Origin of the sequence: Corynebacterium sp. A21 (genome assembly GCF_052266655.1) — a bacterium.
In the GTDB taxonomy this organism is placed as follows: Bacteria; Actinomycetota; Actinomycetes; order Mycobacteriales; family Mycobacteriaceae; genus Corynebacterium.
On the sequence record NZ_JBQPQY010000017.1, the window covers coordinates 32,628 to 53,844 of the forward strand.

Sequence of the window (21,217 nt, forward strand, 5' to 3'; positions counted from 1 at the left end):
GTTTAGGCTGCGCGTTCGATCACGGGCAGTGGGACTGAGGGGGTGTCGGTGGAACTGCAACGCGAGAACACGGATGCATCGGCCATGAGATAGCGCATGTGATAATCAGCGTGGACTCGTAGGAACCCTTCCAGGAAGTTCTCTGGGTCGCGGCCGCGCTGGACTTCATAGATCCGCCACAGTGCTGAGAGTCGCGCCACAGCTTCCGGATGGGTGTACCATTGCCTCGACCAATTTGCGGTGTCTTGATCGCTCAGCGTGGTCGCCCACATCTGTCGGACAAACCCGTCGACAAACTCGATCACCGACTTGTATTTTGGCTCGATTTCTTCCGCAGGGGTCACCGCCTGCTCGAACTTTTCGTTCGTGATCCTCTCGATCTTTTCGGTGAAGGCCTCATCCCCGAGCAGTTCACTCATCCGAGATGCGACTTCCTCCGCAACCGCATCCTTTAGTGCTTCCCGGACGGCATCGTTGGCCAGTTGCTCAATAATCTTGTCCATTACGCTTTTTCCTCCTGCTTGTTTTCGAGCATCAGCATCGTTTCCTTGTCCCAGTCGCGCTCCCAGAACGGTTCGGTGGCAGCGAGCATCGTCCGCCGTCCCACCGAGCGCACAATCCAGCGGCCCTTGGGCAACTCCGAGATCTCCGATGCCGTCAGCGTCGTTTTCTCACGCACAGAGCGCGAGACCGATGTCGGGCTCCCTGCCGCAGATGAGGCCGATCGTTGGTACTCCTCGTGCTGTCCGATCTGTTCAGACAGCTTGTGCAGGAGCTCAGCATCTCGAATACCACCACCGACGCATAAGATCGTGGCCGCTGACCACAGCGCTTCCATCTTTTCCTTGCCCCAGACGCCGATTCCCTGGCTGTACGACTGGAGATAGGTCATCAGGATGATCCCGCGCGATCCGTAGTGCGAATACATGGACGGCAGATCTTTCCAAAGGACGGTGTTGGCCGCTTCATCCAGGGGGCAGACCATCGGAACGGGTAGTCGGCCACCGCATTCGATGCCATAGTCCTCTGCGGCTTCCATGACCGCCACCGTCAGAATCGTCGTCAACATTCCCACGGAACGCGGACCCTCCTTGCTCAGCAGGTACAGTGTCGGCCGCCCCTGGCGCACGAAATCATGGGGGTTGAACTCCACTGCGCCTGGCCGGGGGTCCACCCAGCGGCGTACCTCCGAGCGGGAGAGCATGGCGACCATGTTCTGCGCCTGCCCAAACACCCCTGAGCGTGTCTTTTCCGTCAGTTGGTACTGGGACTGCAAGGTTTTGCGCCAGAAGTCCCACTGGGGATAGTTCGCCAGGATATTTTGCGGGGCCGGATCTTTTTCGTTGTTGGCCCACAGCAGCACGTCGGAAATTGGGCGCCGCTCCAGAGCAGCAGCAAGAAGCATCCCGGTCAGGAGATTTTTGGCCGCGTTGGGAAAGTAGTTATCGCCACTTTCGTCACGCAGGTACGGGGAGGCAAATAGTGAGGCTAGAGCTCCGGCAGCCGCATCCATATTCTCGACATCGGCCCGGATATATGACAGCGGATCATAAAACCACGGGTCTTGATCCACGTTCGCCGCAATACCCTGGGGGTCAAAAATGTAGACACTGCCACGCCTGTGGGTGAGCTCGTAGGTGTCATAGACAATATCGGACTTATTGGAGGTGGTGACCACGGCACCCGGTGCCTCCACAATCGCGGGGATGACTGAGGCTGTGGTTTTACCAATCCTCGGACCAGCCAGAATGAGGTGGAGGTCTTCCCACCCGGCATACAAGCCCTGCTTTGTGGACACCTCATGTCCTATCCTCAGGCCTGGATATTCCTTCGCCATCTCTGGTCCGACCAGGCGCTCTGCTGCCTTGGTGACGGTTTTCCGCCCCAGGGTGTCGATGTCCTTTTTGCTGGCTAGGTGCTTGGTCACGAAATCGCCGCGCTTTGCATCCTTTGTCTTCCGGCTCCGGCCTCTGAGCACCAGGCAGACCACCAGCACTACAACAGCAAGGAGAGCCGCGGCGATACCGCTTTCCAGAAGTCCCCAGGACATCTTCCCGGTGGCGAGATTCAGAAGAATCAGGATCGGGTTGATTGAGGTTTCCACCTCTCGCCCGTCAACCGCGCCCGCGATTAGCGCGGAGACCTGGACAATGACCGCAGCGCCGACACCAGTGCCAAATAGTGCGGCCAGCGCGTAAATACCACGATCACCACCAGGTTGGTGCAGTTCCCGGGCTTGATCTTTGCCGGCCATTTAGTTTTCCTCCTCAGTCTCGATCAGCTGGGACAGGTCGTATTCCTGCCACTTCTGAAATCCCGGGGTCTGGGCCATATCGACCGCCGCGTTGTCCTCGTCAAAGCGCACGGTCACGTCAACGCTGTGGCGCACACCTGCTCTGACCAGTGCGTCAGTATCCAACTCGGGGTGGGTCACCGACAGCACCAGTCGGCCAGCTGACGCACCGTGTTCCTTCAGCGCCTTCCCAGCAATCCAGATCGCCTTATCCGCAGCGGACTGCTCGGCGGAGACGGGGTCTCCCGAGGTCCAGATCCGATCATCTTCGAAGAAACGCCCGTACCAGACTGCCTGCTTTTCGCCGTCCACGACTGCGAAGCTGGCCTGCCCTTCGTGCTCTACTGCGGCACTGGACAGGACCATCTGCGGTCCCTGAGCGGCGTCGTCTGAAAGGGTCTCAGCGCGGTCATCGAGTTCCTGCTCGCGCTGCTGGGACGCCTGCTCACGCAGTTCCTCGTAGTTGATGCCCTTCGTCTTCAAGACGGTTTTCAGCTTCGGAAAGCTGCTCTTGGTCATCAGTCCGTGCTCGGTAGCGAAATCTTTGATCTGGATGTGGTCCATCCCCTTGAGGTCGGACAGGTGTTCTGCCACGAGGTTCTTGACTTCTTGCCACTGTTCCTGCTGCGTTGCCATGATTTCTGTGTCCTTTTCTGTTCGTGTTCGGTGGTTTAGTAATCGATTGAGAGATACGTGTACTCGCTGGTTTTCCAGTCGCCGTCGATCAGCTCGACCGAGACGTCGACAACGCCCCGCGTCAGTGGCGTCATCCCTCCGGACGGGTGCTGCACTCGCTGCTCCACGTCGACGGTGATCGTGGCGACCTCGGCAGTATCCGGGATCTCCCGAGAATCGGGAGAGACCGTAGCCAGTCCACGGACTCGGTCACCGCCGGTAGCCCAGACCTCCCACTTCTCCGGGAGCGGTTCGCCACCTCCGTCTGATGCCGCGTACTCGGCCAGTGAGCCGGTCAGCCGGTCCGAGATGGCTGCTGCCGCATCCCACGGGCCGTCTTGGGTGGCGGGATCCCAGGTCAGCAGTCCAGTCATCGTGCCGGTAGCGGCAGTCGTCGGGTCCGCGGTGCGTGGGTCATCAAGGTGGACGTGTGAGTCGGTCGCTTGCTCCTCAGTGGTGGTGGTCCGCCAGAGGGTCACCCCCACCGCAGCGATCACCACCACCACCGCCACCGCCAGGGCCACAATCATTGTGTTGCGTGTCATTATGAACTCCTCGTGTATCCGTGTTTTTCCGCGGTCTGCGGCACAATCTGGACGTATTTCTGGGTTTCGGCATAGGGTGGGACGCCGCCGTACTGCTGGACTGCCCCGGGGCCGGCGTTGTAGCCAGCCAGCATCAGTTCTGTCGGATCACCGCTGATCACTCCAGAGTCGATCAGCGGTCGTTGATCCGCCGCGATCGAGCACAGATAACGGGCGGCAGCCATCGAGGCATCAGCAGGGTCACTCGGTGATCCCGACCCCGGTGGACCAGAAATCTCACCGTTTTCATCCACCTTGGCTCCCACTCCCGCCCAGGTATCGGGCATAAACTGGCCGTATCCTTGGGCTCCGGCCGAGCTCACGGCCTGTGCCTGGAAGCCCGCGGATTCGTGCTCGATCAGCCCGGCCAGCAGCGGCGAGCTCACCTCACGGCAGACCTGTCCGCCGCGTTCAATCCACGGCACTAGCTCGTCTGGGATCGACCCGGATTCAAGCTGGTCATCGACCCCCAGATCCGGCAGGCAGTCATCATTGACGCTGTTCCCGGCCGATCCCGGCACCGAGGACCCGCCGGACGGAGCTGACCCAAAGTTCTGACCTGGTTCCGGGAAGCCGCTCTCAAAGGTGGTCACATGAACGTGGTCATAGTGGTTTGCTGTCGGAGATCCTCGATCCTCCATCGTGTTCGACGGACCATCTGCGGGGATGTACTCCTGCCGCCAGATGAAATATTCAATGCCGAACGACGCGGCATTGCCGTAAAGGTAGGCCAGAATGTCATCACCCAACTGCTTGCCGGCGTCGGTGTCATAGTCCGGGATCATGATGTCCACCGCCCGACCACTCGGGTGATCCGGGAAATCATCGACTGGTCGCCACCCGCCGATGGTCTCGACCTGCGGGAAGTTCGCGGCCACCGCCCGGGCCACCCGAATCGAGTCAATCTGGAGCTTGTCCTCGCTGGCGATCTTGTCCGAAGGTGGTAGGTCGCCACCCTCCGGCTGCGGCTGGTCCTTAGGAACCGGCGTTGCCGACGTATCCTGCACAGCGCCGTCACCTGTTCCTGGCGCAACCGCCCTTTCCAACCAGGGGCGGGGGTCCACATCGGTACCACCTGTGAAGTAGCCACCCTCGTGCACCTCGAAGTGAAGGTGCGAACCACCAGGTCCGGGAGGGGACACGGCTCCGTTATACCCCTCGTCCGCGATGTGCTGACCGGCTTTGACCTGATCACCGACAGCGACGTGCACGCCCTCCGGGAACATGTGACCGTAGAGGGTGGAGAAGATCTGACCGTTTTCCTCATGGTCGACGATGATCCACTGCCCGAAACCACTGGCGTCGCCAGCGGCAGAGACCACGCCATCGGCAAACGCGAAGATCGGGGTGCCCTCACCCTGGGCGATGTCAAGGCCCTTGTGATCTGGTCGGCCCGGACCCCGCCACTCCGAGGTGATGTGGTCCATCGCATTTTCCTCCGGGAGGGAGAACTCGCCGGCAGGGACTCCCCCTCGGGTTGATCCACCGCTGGAGCGACCGCCGGATGGGGTGCACAGCTCCTCGTCCTCGCTCGGGCTCATCACGACGACCAGGAGGACGACCATCAGGAGCACAGCGAGGATCAGCGCGAGGATCTTTTTCATGGTTGTCCACCGAGTTCCCGGACCATGTCACGAAGCCGCATGACCTCCCTCTGGAGGGAGGCAGCCCGCTGAGTGGGCCACCGGTCAGCGGCCCGGAGCCAGTCCACGAGGGTGGTTTTTCCCACGTCAAACCGTCGCGCGACATCGACGGCTGCGGCAGTCGGTGAGGTGTAGTCCAACCAGGTGTCCTCAAATTCCTTCATAGCCCGCTCTTTGACAGACTCATTGACCTGGTATGGACCAAAATCCGGCCGGCTCATTCCTGCTCACCCTCTAGGAAGAAATCTTCGAAACGATGGTTCGTGTCATGCAGTTTTTCCCTGATCTCGGTGGGAAAAAGCATAGTTTGCACTGGAATGCCGGGCGATCCGTCTTTCGCCGGTTTGATCATGAATCGGCCACGCCCCGGCGGTGTCGCCTTAGAACCTCGCGTGCGAGAGCGCTTTGGAGGTGCGCCCGCAGACCAGGAGGTGATCATCTCCGCCTCTGCCGACGAGAACGCGAGGATGCCGGTGAGCCGGTCCAGCTCATCGACGGGGAGGCCACCGGTGATTACCATCCCGGCTCGCTCGATAAAGCCCATCGCTGTTTTTCTATCCTCCTCGGTGGGTAGTGCCTCCAAGTCCTTGCACGTATGGGTGATCAGGTACTGACACAGGCCTGAGCTGCGGTTCAACCGAGAAAGTCCGTCAATCTGCTCCACAAGTCCAGGAGCCGCCGAGAGAATCTGCCACAGCTCATCGAGCGCCGCCGCGAAATATTTCTGCTCTCCCAGACCAGCGTCGGCCAAAAGGTGACAAGCTTCGATGCTGCCGAATGAGGCTGACCAGCATGCCATCATCACTGCCGCCTTCACGGCTTTGTCTCCACGATCAATGGCTGAGACGTCGATGCATACTGCCGTGGCATTGACGTCAATCGGTGTGGTGGTCGGACCAGAGAAAATGCGTCCGACCGCCCCGTCCATCAAGGCGTTCAGTGACAATGCCAGGTTGTCAATCCGTTGATTCCACTGCTCATGGTCGCGAGCGCGGCCCTTGCGCTTGAGCTCCTCCGACCCGGTTTCCAGCTGGTCAATGAGATCTTGAAGCACTGGTGGGTTTCCCCACCCAAATTTTTCGCTCGCATAGAGCTCACGCAATGCCACCGAGATCAGCATCGACTCCCAGTCCTCCACCGATGACTGCCGGCCCAGGGCGACAAGGGCAGTGACCATTGTGACCTGGCGGCCATGGACCTGCTCCTCGGTGCGTGCGATCAGCTCATCCAGCTTGTCGAGATCTGAGATCACCGCCGTCCCCCGGGTTGCCTCTTCTGGTTGATCCACGACGTTCTTCTCCGCCGAGACGGGCGGGTTCATGGCCGCCTCTTCGAGCTTTTTGCGGTGGGCCTCCAGGGTCGGGATCACTGATCCCAGCGCCCCGGCATCCAACGGGTTCATCGTGCCGTGTCCGTGCCCCAGAGTGATCACCTGACCACCGACCTGGCGGGTAAAGCCGACGTATTCGGCCTTGATGTCGCCAGCAATGATTGGGACATGGCCCTGAGCTACATGCCCCATGAGCATTTTTCGGATCAGCGTGCTTTTACCCAAGCCTGGGAGGGACAAAATGAATGCGCTCGGGTTGGAGATAATCCCCTCGCGCCACCAGGACAGTGCATCGCAGGCAACATCCGTGCCGGTCAGCAGGTGACGACCCAGTGGCGTCCCGATCACCGGTGAGGGTGCCCCGACGACGTTCGGGTTGAACCCACAACTCAAGTTGGTCGTGGTCTGCCACTCCTGAGGTCCGCTGACGACACGGGAATGGCCGGACGCTAGTCCGGTGAACCCGCGATCTCGGGGTGCTCCATACGGGTTTTCATAGACCACGGGAGCCTCACCACCAGCCTGTCGACGCATCCGAGCAATGCGCTGCGCCTGCCGGTCATGGTCTTTTTTCCACCTGCGGTAGCGTCGCCCTAACCGGGAGAACGCCGGTGGGGCTTCTCGTTCCCCGCCGATGATCTGACCGTGCAGCTCCTCAAGGTCGCGGGTCTCGCTACCGCGCTTCATACCGTTGTTTTTCGTCATCGTTGTCATCGCTGAATCTCCAAGTTCTGCCACCCGAGGACACCCAGTCCCAGTCCGGCGGTAGTCATAATTTGCTGTCGTCCAATGGCCCTGCGAACCCGCAACCGAGTGCGGGCCGACAGGACATTGAGTACCCGACGAGCCAGTGCCTCTGTGATCTGGTCCGCAGATTCCGCGGTGAGCTCTTGATCAGTGTCATCGACCACCAACGTCAGGATTCCGGAGTGCCGCCCCTCTCCGGTGGCGGCTGATCCTTCTGCCTCCGCCACGGCGACTGGGCGAAAAACGCGAGCCCACCGCAGGATGGTGGGTCCCATCTGAATTGCGTGCAGGGCTTCGCTGATCTCTGCTGAGGTCGCGGGGTCCGACAGCTCCACCTCCCAGGTGATGCTGTGTCGTCCCGCGACCTCCAGGAGGGAGGTGGTTTCCATGACCAGTCCGGAACCCAGGGCCGGCCACTGGTCAACGCGGGGCACCGGGTCTGGGGTCCAGGCTGTCGCCGTGATCGTGGCAATATCTTCTGCCGACAGCAGGGTGGCGTCGATACCGCTGACGGAAGCTGCGGTGTGCAGATCACTGGCCCGCTGTGCCAGTGAGGTCATCATCTCGCTGACGTCCTTGCGCTGCGCTTTGTCCGTGGCCCGTAGCGTGACCCCTGCCCGAGACCGTTGCCGGCCACCGCAGGACTCATCCACGGTGACAGTGCATAGCAAGCCGGCCATATGGACGATCTCGTCCTCGAACGTCTGCCACTGTGTCTCTGGAATCAGCTCCTCGGTTTCCACACCGATACCGATGGTGGCCTGGTTACGGTGGGTATTGACGACCGCTCCCACAGGGAAGCCATTTGCTTCCGTGGTCTCTTGCAGCACGGTGTTTTGCAATCCGCGTGGGATTAATCCCAAGGTGTCCTGCTTCCGGGAAAACATCTCGAGCAGTCTCATTACGCTCCAATCAACGGTGAGGTGGAGGTCTTTGCCCAGGGGGTCTGCCCCAATCCGGCGGTGACCATAAATCCGGTGTCCGGCTGGTGCTTCATGGATCGCAAGCGAAGGTTGCACTGCGCAGCCTGCTGCCGAACGTCTTCACGAAGACGGCGAAGTTCGCCGGGCTCAGCAATCGTGGCTGTCACAAACAGCGAGGTTTTACCCAACTGGGCACCACCTCCCTGCGCACGACGGGCAGCATCGGTGTGCTCCAGACGCATTTCGGCCTTCGCTGAGGTGATCTTTTTGGAACTGTTGACACCGACCAACGCGTCTTGGTGTTCGGCTTCCACGCGAGAGGACCCGCTCCCAGAATCAAAAGGCCTATAAATAATCGCGACGCGTTTTCTGGGTATCCGTTCATGCGGCATCAGGAGAGGGGCCAGCAGCGTGTCTTGGAACGTCGATCGAGGAGCGTCCGCCATTTCCCAGGTCACTGAGGACACACCATCGTGGTGCCACACATCCTTATCCACCCAGCTGACTGCCGGACCAGAGTCCTCCCAGGCCAGACCGTGTGCAGTGCCCTCCACCATGAGTTCTTCAAATTCTGGTTCCGCGGCTGGATTGACCATGCCATGCACTCGGGCCACCAGCTCGTCCTCAGTCATCGGGGCCGACTGAATACCACACCAAGACAGTGATTCATACAGTGCCGGCAGACGAGTGCTAATCGCATCTAGAAATCCAAGGTCATCGGCACCAGAGGAATGGATTTTGAAGGTAATCGCCAGGTGAGCGTCGATCTCGGATAGTCCACCCCGGAGCACCTGGGCAGCCTCCTGCTGAATGATCCGAGCGACGAGAGGGGCATCCTCGTGCACGGTCGAGGCGACCTCCTTGGCCAGCAGCTCACCACTCGATGGGCGGGTTGCGACCACGAATGCCGTGTGATCGATGTCCCCGGTCATGGACAGCTGGCGCATCCAGTGATCCCAGCTGGAGGTCAAGCGGTTGCGATCGTCTTGTGTCATCGCGGTCTGCCCCGACAGCTGGCAGTCCAGCAACACTGTGGCCTTTCGTGACGGACGGTCCACAATCGTGACGAACTCGTGTCCGGTGGCGTCATAGGAGGTGTGCGCTTCAGTGCGAGCGAGAATGCCGGGCCATCGCCCACGACCACCTGGAATTCGAGACGACGGACCAGACAGGTAGTAGTCCTCGCCCCGTTGTCGGCGTCGTCTGGTATCCCACCCCATCTGAAGGTTCTGTGCCAGTGAGCGCCCATTAATTGTCAGAGTCACCAGCACCGCCAGTGCGGCGGTGATGGGTAAAACCACCAGGAACGCCAGGAGCATCTGTCCGGCGAGCATGAGCATGAGCATGAGGAAGAAGCCGGCTCCGATCACCGCGGTGGTCTTCATCGACAGACCACCCAAGCCCGTCCTCATGGAGGGCTGGCCCAAACTGTAGGTCGGGACTATATAGTCGTTGCTGCTCATCGTCTACCTCCGAATGTGGGAGGGACCGGGCTGATGTTCCTGCACGGACCCCATATTGTCGTTGAGAATCTGACTGCTCTGCGTCGCCACTGTGGCAGCCTTCCCGCCTGCGGATCTGGCACCGCTTAGCCCGGTGGCCTGCGCACGTTGGGTGACGCTTGCTCCTCGCGTCCTGGTCGCCACCTGGCTTCCCCCGGCCGCGCCTTGGCTGGGCTGGGACCCTTGCGGAGTGGCTCCCGCGGACGGTGCACTGCTTCCTCCGCTTCCGCCTGCTCCGCTTCCGCCTGCTCCACCGGAGGGGCGGCTTCCACCGCCGCCACTACCGCCGCTGGGAGTCGAGCCACCGTCTCCGGAGGGGCGGCTTCCGCCACCACCGCTTGTACCGCCCCCGGTCGATCCGGTTCCGGCGGAGATACTGGAGGGAGCTGGTGCGCCACCCTGTCCCGCCCCGGCCGAACCGCTGCCTGACTTGCTCATCGCAGCGCCAGCGCCGCGACCGACCATCGATCCCATCATTCCCATCGCGGCCCCAGCTACTGCGGCGCCGGAGGCAATCACCGGAGCCGCACCACCGCCACCAGCCGCAGAGACCATCGGGGCGATTACCCGCATCAGTGCGGGGGCAGAAAACCCAGCCAGTGCCATCAGCAGTGCACACATAATCGCCGCAAAGACGTTATTTTCGCCCAGGCCACTGACACTGCCGGCCTGAATATCTGAAATCACCCAGAACGCCACGACATAGAGCAACGATGCCACCGGCTTAAAGACAATTGCCGCAATCAGCCAGCCAACCATTGACTGGACTGCACCTCTGCCCATCTCGCTGAAACTGGCAGAGGCGAACATGGGAGCGAGACCGGCGACCAGGGGCAAGATCAGTACCCGGACCGCCAGAGCCACGATCTGCATAACGGAACCGGCCAGCGCCACCCCCGCCAGGACCAGCATCAGGATCGGGCCGGCCATGCTTTCATCCAAAGTGGCAGCTTCAAAGATTCGACTTTCGTCGCTGGCACCGAAGCTCGTCATGATCCATTCCGACAGCACGTCGGAGGCCAACACTGCGCCCGGGATCGCTGCCGGGACCGCAAGCGAGAAGATCAGGTAGCGGCCCACCACGCTGCCGGAGTCCGTGAGTTCGTCGGTCATCCCTTTTCGCCGCGATGCTGCCATGCGGCCACCGCTGATAATGAAGGACAGCACCAGCAAGATCGCGCTCAGCCCCCAGGTGATGTTTTTGACGCCCTGAATCTGGGAGTCAACGGTGCCCCCGTCGATCCGAAAATCCATCCAGAGAGTCATGACGGCCTGCAAAGCCTGGCCATTTCCTTCCAGCACTGCTTTGGTGAAGTCACCGACCGGGTCACCCCAGAATGCTGAGCTGGCGTTGCTGACACCAGCAGCCAATGCGTCACTGGGATGCTCCGTCAATGCAGTATCGAAGCACATGAACCGCCGATCGCCATTGGCTAGCGAGTCTCCCAGTCCACCAAGATTGCCTTCGAGGAAGCTGCGAGCACCCTCTCCGAGATATCCTTCATCGCCATCCATGCATTCAGCAAACATCTGCTGAAAGTCGTTACCCTCATTGAGTGTGTCCTGCGCTATCGCTCCAGGGGTCGCCAGCAGCACGGCGAACAGCGTCGCCAGCGAGACGGCGATGCGCTTTAGAAATCCCACTGTGACCACTCCGACCCCAGCTCATTGATGGTCTCGCGGGCAGCGCTGTTCTCGTCCCGACCGTTGATTTCCCAGTGCCCGTCCTGCCAGACCATCGGGATGCGCAGGACCTGCCAGTAGGTGTCGGTGGGACCGCTGGCATCTGCGCCCAGCGGCTTGGCCAGCTCTACGATGACTAGATCATCGGCGCAGCTAAGAATGCGGTGTCCATCCGGCACCATGAGGTCTTCGCTGCCCAGGCGCTGTTCAATCGCCTGGCTGCCGCCTTCTTCTTCCACGATGCGCCGGAACTCGTCGCCGTCCTGGTCACTCATGCCCATGTAGTCCGCGAGGACATCGGTGGACACGTCGCCGCCGGCGTTTGCCAAGGTCGAGAGGTTCCAGGCGGCCAGCGCTGCACCGGCCGGAGTACGCGAGTACCCCTCAGGAATAGCTTCTGCGTTGTCGGAGGGGCCGTCCGAGGTAGACCAGACGGTCATGACGTTGTGGGTGCGCTGGATCTCCAGGCCCTCCAGCGTGCGTGCTTGCTCCTGGTCTGAGCACAGATCGTCGGTACGGTGGAGCTGATCGGTCAGCGGGTTTCCACGCTCATTGCCTGGGGTGACTACACGGCGACCAAAGGCGTCAGCGCTTACGCTGCTCTCGGTATCGGCTTCGTCCTCAGTGCTTTCTGGTGCGCTGGTGCTCGGTTCCGGGGCCGTTATCGGCTCGGGGTCAGACTGTCCCCCACTCCGCAGTAGTGCGGTGGCCACGAGAGCGATCACCACGATTACGGCCACGATGCCGGCAATCCACCAGCGGGCGGAGTTGTTCTTCGGCGCGTCCACCTTCATTAGTTCTCCTCCGCACTGAATCGGGTGAACCCGTCGAGGTTCTCGATGATTTCCATGTCGACGCCGTTGTCCTGGGTGGGCAGGACCAGCCTCCAGGTCTCACTCATCCGAGTCAGCTGCACCGGATAGGCGGTCAGCTCACCGCCCGGCCACTCGGTAGCCAGCACCACCGTGGTCTCGGAGTCGGAGAAGTCTGCGACCTTGAAGCCGACGAATTCAGCCGGGTTCTCGACCTCTCCTTCCACGCTCATCAGGGACCGGGCCTGTGCCCATTGATCACGGCCCTCACCTGGTGCCAGAAGGTACTGGCTCACCTGCGGCCAGCTCGTATCATTCGCCGTGGCCATCTGAATCTGTCCGTTAATCGCCGCCAGCACGGCCCCCTGCGGAGAGGGGGAATATCCGTGAGGAACCGGAGAGGCATTTGCTGGTCCGTCGTTATCCGACATGGGTGCGGCGATCCCCGCCACCGGGGTCCAGGTTGCCACCGGAGCTGCACTCACGTCCCATTCCTGTGTGCCCGCGTTCTCGTTGACAGCTGCAGGCTCTGACGAGCAGCTGGCTAAGGTCAGGGCAGCGATCAGGGTAAGGGCGGTGGCTTTCATCGTCGTCTTTGTCGTCTTTTTTGTCATTTTTTCTCTCCTTTTAGATGAACCAGAGGGCGATCTCGGTCGCAGAGGCTGCGATCATCACCCCGACGGCGAGGCGCAGCGCCCTAATGTGGTCGGATTCCGGCATTCCTGACTCGCCGCGTTTTTTGTCGAGGACGATGGATGCTCCGAAAATGATCGTGGCGAGCATGGCGACCGCGATCACGACATACAGCGTCCAACTCAGGACCAGGGTGAACCAGGAGGTCGCCTCGACCGGGAGGGTCTGAGGAGACGTCGGGGGCCCCGCCGCCAGGACGGTGATGACTGTGTCAGTGATCATGGTCGCCTACCGCCTACAGGAACGCCGGGATAATGGCTGCGGCAGCGCCGACCAGCGTCGATCCCATACCGATCCGCAGGGCCATGGAGGTCGCTTCCTCGGAGGTTCCCTCTCGACGCGACATCGCCATGGCAGCACCAGCGACAATCACGCCGATGATGCAGATGAAAATTCCGATGTAAGTGGCAAAATTCAGTCCACGGTCGAATTTTTCGGCCAATCCGGCGGGAGCCTGTGGGGTCACACCGTTAGAGCCTGGGACCTGTGCGAGGTACTGGATGGTGGTGTCGATGATCGTGGGGTCAGAGGCAAGAATTTCTACGAACATGATTGTCCTTTCGATTCGGTTAGGGGGTCAGACTGTGGGTGTCACGCGCGGCGTTGAAAATTCCTTCGCCGGCATAGGCGAGGTGCTGGTTGACCACAGTCATCGGGGCGAGGCGGTGTTTGCGCTTTGGCTGGCGGGTTTGCTGCTCAACCGGGCCATCGGCCGGGTTCCAGTCCGGCAAGTCAGCCAGCTCGATTTCCCTGAGTCCGGGGATCCAGGGGATCTGCCAGAGATGGCTGACCGTTGAGCGCACCACGTCGATTTTTTGACGGAGTTTCTTGGGGAGCTTCCCGGGAGCATCGGCTACCACCACCACTCCGAGAAGCCGACAGTTCCCTGCCAGTCCTGCTTTCGCCTGGAGCGCGAGCTCATGGGCACTCTCCAGACCAGTGAGATGAGAGCGGCAGACCAGTGCCACATAGGGAAATTTTTCTGCGGAAGGCCAGGTCATCATGGCTTCTGCGGCCGGAGCCCATGAGGTGGCCAGGGTGGTCGTGCCAGCACCGCCATGCGCGCCCACAAGCCACATCGCGGGCGGGCGTGGGCCTTCCCAGGTCGGCTCTTCAGAGACTGGCAGAAGCCGATCCGATGCGAGATTGACGCGCGGAGCTGGAGGGACTGACACGGACTCAGGAGAGGTGCTAGCAACGACGATCATGACTGCTGTGCCACCTCCAGGATTTCGGCCATCGCATTGCTGGCCGCTTGCTGATTGAAGCTGGCCTCTCGGGCCGTGCCCTGCGTGGTCGACACCCGCTCACGAGGCATTGACTGGTCGGTTCCAGACACGGCATCTGCGGCCAGTGCGACCGCATAGTCAGTGGTCGCTTCCATCGCCGTTCGACCATCGGGGGTTACTGGAGCCGAGCCGTAGCTCGCGTGCGCGTTCCACTGTGCCGTGTCGGTCGCAATGCCGGCTAGTGCCTGCTCATCGAGTCCAGCGGCCTGGACCTCGTCCAGGACTCGGCGGGTTGCCCCACCCGCAAGATCGGGTGTGATCAGCTCAAAGCTGGTTTCTGCGAGCTTTCCGACCGCCACAGCCGCCGCAGCCTGGGGGCCGGCCACCCCGGCAGCAGCGATCAGTGCAAGGTTTTCCGGGGTCAGAGTCTTGCGTGCGATCGTGATGCCTGCACCCAGCGCCATCCCGCCGATCTCTGCGGCGCTGGACAGCAGACGCTGCTCCATCTCCCCTGGCTCACGCTCAGCCTGAGCCTCTGTCGCAATGCGCCCCAGCAGCGTGTCATTGGTGTTCGAGGCCCGGCTAATTTCAAAACCGTCCTCGCCAAAGCTGAGGTCGTCTGCGACTGTCTCCACTCCGCCAAGCACGACAGCTGGGCCGAGGCTCTCAGCGACTGCTCGCAGTGACCCGATCGGATCGGTGAGATTGATCTCCTCTGCCACCGAGGTAACCAGCTTCGGAAGCGGAGACTGGCCTGGCATCGCACACACGAGATCTCCGGTCAGGCAGTAGGAGGCGACTCGGCCATTGAGCGCACCAAATCCGGTGGCTTCTGCGACCGACTCATCGAAGGCGATACCGCCCCCCTCCACAATCTCCTTCGTTCCTAGCGCACCCAGTGCGCGAACAGCCGTCCCCCGGGTGCCCGGTGCTGGTTCAGGGCTGACTCCACCAGCCGCAATCAGTGGCGCGTTGGTCGCACGGGTGGGATCCGAGAGCAGGACGCCGCCGGCAATTTTGCTGGGAGCGATCGGGCCGCTGCCAGCTCCGATGTCCCGCAGTACGGTGGAGACCACCTGCGCCCCCTGGGAGTAGCCGCTGAGAAACGGCTTGGTCGTCGGGCACTCCGCTGCAATCTGTGACAGCACCTGCTTCGTGCTTTCCACACCGGTAGCCATCGAGTCGGCGTAGGAGGTGCTATCCGCGTTCGGCGGCTTATGCACGCCCGGGATATATGCCCCACCGGCAGACGCTGGGTAGGAAATGTAGGTGCGGGCCAAACGCTGGATAGAGTCCTCCGACTTTTCGGCTTGGTCCTTTTCCTCACCCGGCCATTGAGAGCTAACACTCGTGGTCGGCGCAGCCATGGTCGTTCCTTCCACGACATCTGGCGCAGTGGTCGAGACTGGCCAGGCGGCGTCCCCCATCCCGGACTCCGCGGCGCTCGGGGCTGACGGTGTCGGCACCGGACCCCACGCATCGTTGCTCTCGGTAGGGGCTGATTCCCACAGGGACTCTGAGTCAATCCCGCCAGTCGCTGGGCCCTCAGAGTCCAGCAGCTCAGGCTCCAGCCCCTCTACCTCGGGGGCCTGGATTCCGGCGGATTTGTCCCTGATGGTTCCTTCGTTGGCACGCTGGAGCGCGGGCACTGCCACTCCGGCATAAAAGCCACTGTCAGCGGACTGATCGAGGCCCGGGGCACTATCAAACGTTCCGTTCACCAGCACCAGGTGCACAGCCGCGCACTGATGTTCCTCGGTTTTCTGGGTGGTCGTCGCCACCGCGCTAGGTGCGGTGGCCAGCCCTAGTGCGGTGATCGCACTGAGCGTCGACAGCATTACTGTCCGTTTCATCGCGCTTAATCCTCTCGTGAAGTGATGTCATCGATGAGCCAATGCTCACCGTCATAAACTCCGTATACGGTCTGGGGGTATGTTTCTGAGGCTCCATCGGGGAACGTCACCATGACATCGACGTCCACGGACTCTCCGGTCGTCGGTGACATCACTGCGCACCAGGTGGTGCCCTCCGGGGCGGCTTCGTCCAGGACGCTCGCCCAGTCACTCTCCAGCAGCCACGAATCAGGGGCGATCGCCCCTTCCAGGGTCTCGACGTCGCGGGCATAGTACGCCTCCTGCCACTGCGCCACGGCCCCTCGGACTGTGGCATCATCTGCCGCAATCTCGACTTCGCCGTCTTCAGGCTCACACTCTCCGGCGACCCCAATCACCGAGTTGTGGTCGACAACTTCGGGTGCAGTGTCTAGAGTCTCGGTTTCCACCGCCGCATTGGTGTCATTGACCAGGTAGGCCACCGCCCCGGCTCCAACGATGACCAGGCCTAGTGCTCCTGCCACGGTCATCCAGGCTGGTGTCCGTCCCTTTTTCTCTTCAGTGGCACCTCCGCCGTTATCCGGCGCCTCCGGCTCCCTGGACGCATCCACGCGCTCAGGGGCTGGAGGCTGGCTCACTGCATCGAACCAGTCCTCAGCCATGACAAACTCCTTACTGGGCCTGGTACCAGGCCGCTGCGGTCAGGCCGGCCGGGAGCTGGGCTTCAATATCCCCGGCGTCGGGGATTGACGCCGCGAACTCATTTGCAGACGCAGCGAACTGATCGGCCGCAACAGTCACATCAGCAGCCGCCTGATCCACGGACGCGATCACCTCTGTCGGCACGTCGACCTGCGGAATATCGACGGTCAGGGGGGCAGAGTCGTTGACCGTGACAGATGCGGACTGATCCGTCACTGTCGTCTGGATCGAGATCGGAGCAAAATCGTTGACGGCGATCTCGACGGTCTGATCATCGATGGCGGTGGTCTCAATCTGCCCACTGCCTTCCTGTCCAAACCCCACGACCTCAGCACTCACAGTCGTGGAGTACGCCGTGGTATCGAGTCCCACTCCCACACCAGAGTTGTCACCCTGGAGCTCTGCACCGCCAGAGAAGGCCGTCGGCGCGGGGCCCTGAGAGGCCGGAGCGGTCTCTGTGATGATCGGTGCCGGGGCAACCGGTGCAGGGTCCGACACAGGAGCAGGAGCCTCCGCGGAGTCGTCCTCGTCGTCCTCGTCGTTATCCGACAGATCCTCCTCATCCTCATCCTCATCCTCCGGACGGACCGCATCATCGAGTGCCGGGGAGGGAAGCTCTTCCGCATCATCCAGGTCAGATTCCTGTGCCACTGGGTGGAGGGCTGGCTCCAGTACGGTCGAGTCCTCCTGACGTTCACGGACTGAGGTGACCTCAGCAGTGTCGGCTTCGCTACGCACCGGTGTAAAACTCGGTGCCTCTACCGGGGCACGGACAGGCTCGACAGGGATGGAAACTGCCGGTGCGGAGACCTCTTCATAGACCGGTGCTGGAGCTGCCTCTCGTACAGACACCGGTGCAGATTCTTCAACGACCGGTGCAGGGGTGGTGTCCGTGGCTGCCGGTACTTCTACTACTTTTTCAACGACTGGCTCAGGCGCGGGCTTTTCATTCTTCGGTTCAGGGGTGGTGTCCGTGACCTTCACCGTGCCTGGCTGCGCGGCAGGCTTCTCCGCGGATTCCTTCACTGTGCCTGGCTGCGCGGGGGCGGCCCACGCTTGGCCGGTCGCGGCAGAGACCACTGCTGCTGCCATGACAGCTGGGATCACCCCACGCACCAGGTTGCTTGTCGGTTTCACATGCGCTCCTCATTGTCACTGGAATTGAAAACAGGCCAAATGTTGACCACATGGTTTACTATAAACCAGAATACAAGCAAGCGCACCCATGATTACAAACTCACCGACTTTGTGCGATCGGTCTTGCTATGGAGAAAAGGAATTAAGGTAAATGGCGACAATGATCCTCACTTCGCACCCACAAAGGACACGCATGGCCCTCGGCAGAATGGAGAGCTTCGATCGCGGCATCTTCCTCGACCTTTTAAAGCGGTCAGGAAAGACCCAGTCCGAGATCGCAGTCCACTGCATGGTCACGAAAAGTGTGGTCTCCCATTGGGTGTCAGGCCGCAGCAAACCCGCCCCACAACACGTTCCATCCTTGGCTGAGGCCTTAGACGTCGCGGTTCTGGACCTTGCTGGAAAGACATACGCGACCGCAGATCTCGTGGACCTGCGAATCATCCAGGGCCTGCACGGTGCCCAGGCCGCTGAACTAGCGGGAATAAAAACCAGTCAGATCCAAACGCTAGAAGCCGCCATCTCGATGCCTAAGCCCGAGCATCTAGAAGCACTCGCCGCGCCCTATAAGACTGACGTCAACCAGTTACGCCGATCGTGGGTCAATCGTCGGATTCACCTTTTTGGACACACCTCCCTAAATCGCATCAACGATGAGACCCGGCAGTATCTTTCCCCCTGGGCAGATCTATGAGCGCAATTGGTACTTACACCGAGGTTATTTAAGATGCCTCCTATGTCCCGCAGATCTACCGAATGGCTCCTGATCGAATTTTTTGGCCATGAAAATCAGCCGACTGTTATCGGACGTGCTGGCACAGCAAAAGGATTCGTTCCCCTAGATGCAGTAATCAAGTCCGCGACCCATAGAGCGGTGGTCGCCAGCGCCATTGAATCAATCAAGGATGGCGCAACCTCGCGAAAAGATTTCACCCAAGGCGAGACGCGCTATATCTTCATCCCACTCAGTGACTGGGCTGGACACACGCAGGGCGTCCTGGTCCACTACAGTGACTCCTCAACTCCTGTCAAAGCCCATCCCGCTTGCGGCGCGTGGCATTTCAATGCGAGCACCGGCGAAGCCAGTGGCTCACCAGAGCTGAGCGACATCTACCGCACGCCAGAGCAGGAAAGGGGACCGGGTAAGTCTCGCCCCATCCATGAAGCATTCGAGCGCCTTGTCGGCAACGATCCGGTGGCAATCCGCAAGCTGATAGACAAGCGGCCAGGAGTTACTCACCAAGCCTCCGAAACGGTGCTCTGCGATGATGGAACGTGGCGAGTCATTCACTACTCCTGCCGTTTTGTTGAACAGGAAAACGGTGAAATTATCCTTCGAGGGATCACTCGACAGGTTGGCTCCTACGAACCCGGAAGCGGACAATCTCCCAATCCATTCGACTTAGCAAATCAGGTCGCAGCAGCCGAGCATCAGCCAAACATCTACCGAGCGATCATTGATCCCACCACGGGAAATCTCCTCCACAGCTACGACCCGTACCCGTCACACCTCGTCGACATTCGCAATATTCGGGATGCCACTAATGATCAAGATCAGATCGACATGATCATGTCGCTACTCCATCTGTGTGCTCAGGATCGGGTCCCTGTACACAATCTGTTTGCGAGCGGCACAGAAGGACAACGCATCGACTTTGAGCTACTGCCTATCGAAGTTGATGGCTCGACCGCCGTGTTCGGCCGCTTCAAGCTATCACCCGAATAGATTAGGGCGAGTCATACCCATGGCTCAGAGCGCAGTGATAAAGTGACCTCTGAACGGCCGCTCCGTACTGTCCGGCGCTCTGCGAGTATCAGTACGGGTACGACACACCCCCCTCGGAAGGCCGGGGAAATTCGGGTGGATTCGGGAAGCTGCTACCCCCCGTAGTCGACCCCCCTGGAATCATGACACTTGCAGCAGCAACTTTCTCGACGCTCCCGATTGAGCAGCTCGAAAGCATTCAACCACAGTTTTGTGCGGACTTCTCCCAACTTATGGTTTACCCTGAGGTAAACCTTGCTTTCCTGGACGGCGAGCCAATGAGCCTCCACGACCTAGAAGAGGTCTACCTCTCCCTCATCGCCGCATGTACGGCGGTACACACCCAAACCCCACAAAAGCGCAGCTGGGACACTCCAATAGGCGTAATAGAGGTAGAGCCCCGAAGCTTCAATGTTCTCATTAACGGCGTCGAGCACACGCCCGATACCGTAGACGGGTATGCACAGGGGCTCCGAAGTGCCGTAACCATGGGTCCGAATGCCCGCATAGACGCTTTGGGCTCTTTGCAATAATTTAATGTAAACTTTTTAAGTGCGAGCCGATCACCCGGACCGCCTGCGGCGTTTTGAGGTCACATATGGAAGAATCAGGGGTTGGAATGCCATTTATCTAGGAGGTCTAGGACCAAAGCTTCACACCACATACACACTGCAAACTTCATATAGGGATTCTTTTTGTGACCCACCCCGCTGCTGGGTGGGTGTCAGTACCTCCGCCCTTGGCCGGACGTCAGGTATTTAAGACAAAAAAGGCCCCGGATGGCGAGTCCGGGGCTGTGAGGCGAAGAAGTTACCAGCTTCTTCTAAAAGGATTCCCCCCAATTAAAGGGAGCGTCTTTGCTAAGCGACGTCTCCCAGGTTAGTCGCACCCATCTACTGTCCGCAAGTGATGAGGGCCCTAGCCTGGGTTTTTCAATTAAACATGCTGGTCACAACACTGTAAAGAGGCGGCCACTACGACGCTTTAAGGTCGGAGAGCGCCTGGGCATGTCGATTCTCGACATGCTCTCAGAGGTGCCGAACCGACCGCCGGTTCCAGAGGAACCTCAGGTCGGAGTGAGCGAAGCGAATCAGATCGCATACAGCCTGCTGGCTGCTCGCAACGCCGCTCGCACCGCGCTATCGGCGTACTCCGCGCGTGGGCAGCTCGCGGCCTGGAGGAGCGCCATCCCAGAGCTGCCCACCGACTATGTCGCCGCAGTCGATGAGCTGGCGCTATTCACACCGCAGCTGATCGATGAGCTACGTGAGGGCCTGGCATCAACCCTTCCCCATATCTCCCGGCTCAACCGCGCACAGCCCTCCAAGACCGCCTGGTCTAGGCCTGTTGATCCAGAAGCACAACGAGGGATCTGGAGCGGGAAGCGCCCCTGGCTAAAACATGCCCACGACTATCTCAACCAAGAGCTCTCCGGGCCGGGGCACGCCATCAGCGACTCAAACCTCCACGCCTTGCTGGAGACAATGCTGACCCTGGTCAACGCCTTCGGGCACAACCTCACCGCCTCCCATGAGACCATCGCCCAACTCGCCATCGCCGAGCACGGCTGCACCCTGGCGCCCACCACTGCCAAGCAGCGTGTCCGCACCATCCGCCGGCTTCTAGAAGAAGGCGGGCTCCTCATTACTCATCGCGTAGGAGGGCAC

General features: G+C 60.7%; 22 protein-coding genes. 4 read left to right on the forward strand and 18 right to left on the reverse strand.

The window, feature by feature from the left end; genetic code table 11:
• Positions 1–2 precede the first annotated feature (2 nt).
• From ACTU46_RS15240 to ACTU46_RS15325, 18 genes are all read right to left on the reverse strand, one after another.
• Entirely contained in the window at positions 3–503 is a 501-nt protein-coding gene (locus ACTU46_RS15240; RefSeq protein ID WP_443383445.1) for a DUF4913 domain-containing protein, read from the reverse strand.
• Positions 503–2,254 (reverse strand): type IV secretory system conjugative DNA transfer family protein, encoded by a 1,752-nt coding sequence (locus tag ACTU46_RS15245; RefSeq protein WP_443383448.1) that lies wholly within the window; start codon positions 2,252–2,254, stop codon positions 503–505. The genes ACTU46_RS15240 and ACTU46_RS15245 overlap by 1 nt, the downstream gene beginning before the upstream one ends.
• Entirely contained in the window at positions 2,255–2,929 is a 675-nt protein-coding gene (locus ACTU46_RS15250; protein WP_443383450.1) for a hypothetical protein, read from the reverse strand. It abuts the gene before it with no gap.
• 35 nt (positions 2,930–2,964) lie between these two features.
• Positions 2,965–3,513, reverse strand: a complete 549-nt coding sequence (locus ACTU46_RS15255; RefSeq protein ID WP_443383453.1) for a hypothetical protein — start codon at positions 3,511–3,513, stop codon at positions 2,965–2,967.
• Positions 3,513–5,156 (reverse strand): peptidoglycan DD-metalloendopeptidase family protein, encoded by a 1,644-nt coding sequence (locus tag ACTU46_RS15260; protein WP_443383455.1) that lies wholly within the window; start codon positions 5,154–5,156, stop codon positions 3,513–3,515. Before ACTU46_RS15260 ends, ACTU46_RS15255 begins: the two co-directional genes overlap by 1 nt.
• Complete coding sequence (locus ACTU46_RS15265; RefSeq protein ID WP_443383458.1) at positions 5,153–5,359, reverse strand: hypothetical protein; 207 nt, start codon at positions 5,357–5,359, stop codon at positions 5,153–5,155. The genes ACTU46_RS15260 and ACTU46_RS15265 overlap by 4 nt, the downstream gene beginning before the upstream one ends.
• A gap of 53 nt (positions 5,360–5,412) precedes the next feature.
• Positions 5,413–7,239 carry an ATP/GTP-binding protein gene (locus ACTU46_RS15270; protein ID WP_443383461.1) on the reverse strand — a complete coding sequence of 609 codons (1,827 nt, stop codon included), beginning with the start codon at positions 7,237–7,239 and terminating at the stop codon, positions 5,413–5,415.
• Positions 7,236–8,174: a hypothetical protein gene (locus tag ACTU46_RS15275; protein ID WP_443383464.1), complete on the reverse strand. Its 939-nt coding sequence runs from the start codon at positions 8,172–8,174 to the stop codon at positions 7,236–7,238. The genes ACTU46_RS15270 and ACTU46_RS15275 overlap by 4 nt, the downstream gene beginning before the upstream one ends.
• Positions 8,174–9,658 (reverse strand): SCO6880 family protein, encoded by a 1,485-nt coding sequence (locus tag ACTU46_RS15280; protein WP_443383466.1) that lies wholly within the window; start codon positions 9,656–9,658, stop codon positions 8,174–8,176. Before ACTU46_RS15280 ends, ACTU46_RS15275 begins: the two co-directional genes overlap by 1 nt.
• A gap of 3 nt (positions 9,659–9,661) precedes the next feature.
• Positions 9,662–11,350 (reverse strand): hypothetical protein, encoded by a 1,689-nt coding sequence (locus tag ACTU46_RS15285; RefSeq protein ID WP_443383469.1) that lies wholly within the window; start codon positions 11,348–11,350, stop codon positions 9,662–9,664.
• Positions 11,329–12,174 (reverse strand): hypothetical protein, encoded by an 846-nt coding sequence (locus ACTU46_RS15290; RefSeq protein WP_443383472.1) that lies wholly within the window; start codon positions 12,172–12,174, stop codon positions 11,329–11,331. The genes ACTU46_RS15285 and ACTU46_RS15290 overlap by 22 nt, the downstream gene beginning before the upstream one ends.
• Positions 12,174–12,806, reverse strand: coding sequence for a hypothetical protein (locus ACTU46_RS15295; RefSeq protein ID WP_443383475.1), 633 nt, complete (start codon positions 12,804–12,806; stop codon positions 12,174–12,176). The genes ACTU46_RS15290 and ACTU46_RS15295 overlap by 1 nt, the downstream gene beginning before the upstream one ends.
• Positions 12,807–12,819: 13 nt before the next feature.
• Positions 12,820–13,107 carry a hypothetical protein gene (locus ACTU46_RS15300; RefSeq protein ID WP_443383477.1) on the reverse strand — a complete coding sequence of 96 codons (288 nt, stop codon included), beginning with the start codon at positions 13,105–13,107 and terminating at the stop codon, positions 12,820–12,822.
• Positions 13,108–13,120: 13 nt separating this feature from the next.
• A complete protein-coding gene (locus tag ACTU46_RS15305; RefSeq protein WP_443383479.1) occupies positions 13,121–13,435 on the reverse strand; it encodes a hypothetical protein in 315 nt (104 codons plus the stop codon).
• Between the two features lie 19 nt (positions 13,436–13,454).
• Positions 13,455–13,964, reverse strand: coding sequence for a DUF6668 family protein (locus ACTU46_RS15310; protein WP_443383481.1), 510 nt, complete (start codon positions 13,962–13,964; stop codon positions 13,455–13,457).
• A gap of 125 nt (positions 13,965–14,089) precedes the next feature.
• Complete coding sequence (locus ACTU46_RS15315) at positions 14,090–15,967, reverse strand: cutinase family protein (RefSeq protein ID WP_443383484.1); 1,878 nt, start codon at positions 15,965–15,967, stop codon at positions 14,090–14,092.
• A gap of 5 nt (positions 15,968–15,972) precedes the next feature.
• A complete protein-coding gene (locus ACTU46_RS15320; RefSeq protein ID WP_443383487.1) occupies positions 15,973–16,608 on the reverse strand; it encodes a hypothetical protein in 636 nt (211 codons plus the stop codon).
• A gap of 10 nt (positions 16,609–16,618) precedes the next feature.
• Positions 16,619–17,785, reverse strand: a complete 1,167-nt coding sequence (locus ACTU46_RS15325) for a hypothetical protein (protein ID WP_443383490.1) — start codon at positions 17,783–17,785, stop codon at positions 16,619–16,621.
• Between the two features lie 151 nt (positions 17,786–17,936).
• Here ACTU46_RS15325 and ACTU46_RS15330 point away from each other — a divergent pair, with 151 nt between their 5' ends.
• The 4 genes from ACTU46_RS15330 to ACTU46_RS15345 form a co-directional block, all read left to right on the forward strand.
• A complete protein-coding gene (locus ACTU46_RS15330; protein WP_443383493.1) occupies positions 17,937–18,479 on the forward strand; it encodes a helix-turn-helix domain-containing protein in 543 nt (180 codons plus the stop codon).
• A 42-nt stretch (positions 18,480–18,521) separates the two neighbouring features.
• On the forward strand, positions 18,522–19,511 hold the full coding sequence (locus tag ACTU46_RS15335; protein WP_443383496.1) for a hypothetical protein: 990 nt from the start codon (positions 18,522–18,524) through the stop codon (positions 19,509–19,511).
• A 182-nt stretch (positions 19,512–19,693) separates the two neighbouring features.
• Positions 19,694–20,083: a hypothetical protein gene (locus tag ACTU46_RS15340; protein ID WP_443383499.1), complete on the forward strand. Its 390-nt coding sequence runs from the start codon at positions 19,694–19,696 to the stop codon at positions 20,081–20,083.
• A gap of 474 nt (positions 20,084–20,557) precedes the next feature.
• Positions 20,558–21,217, forward strand: a 660-nt coding sequence (locus tag ACTU46_RS15345) for a hypothetical protein (protein ID WP_443383502.1), incomplete at its 3' end; no start/stop codon positions are given.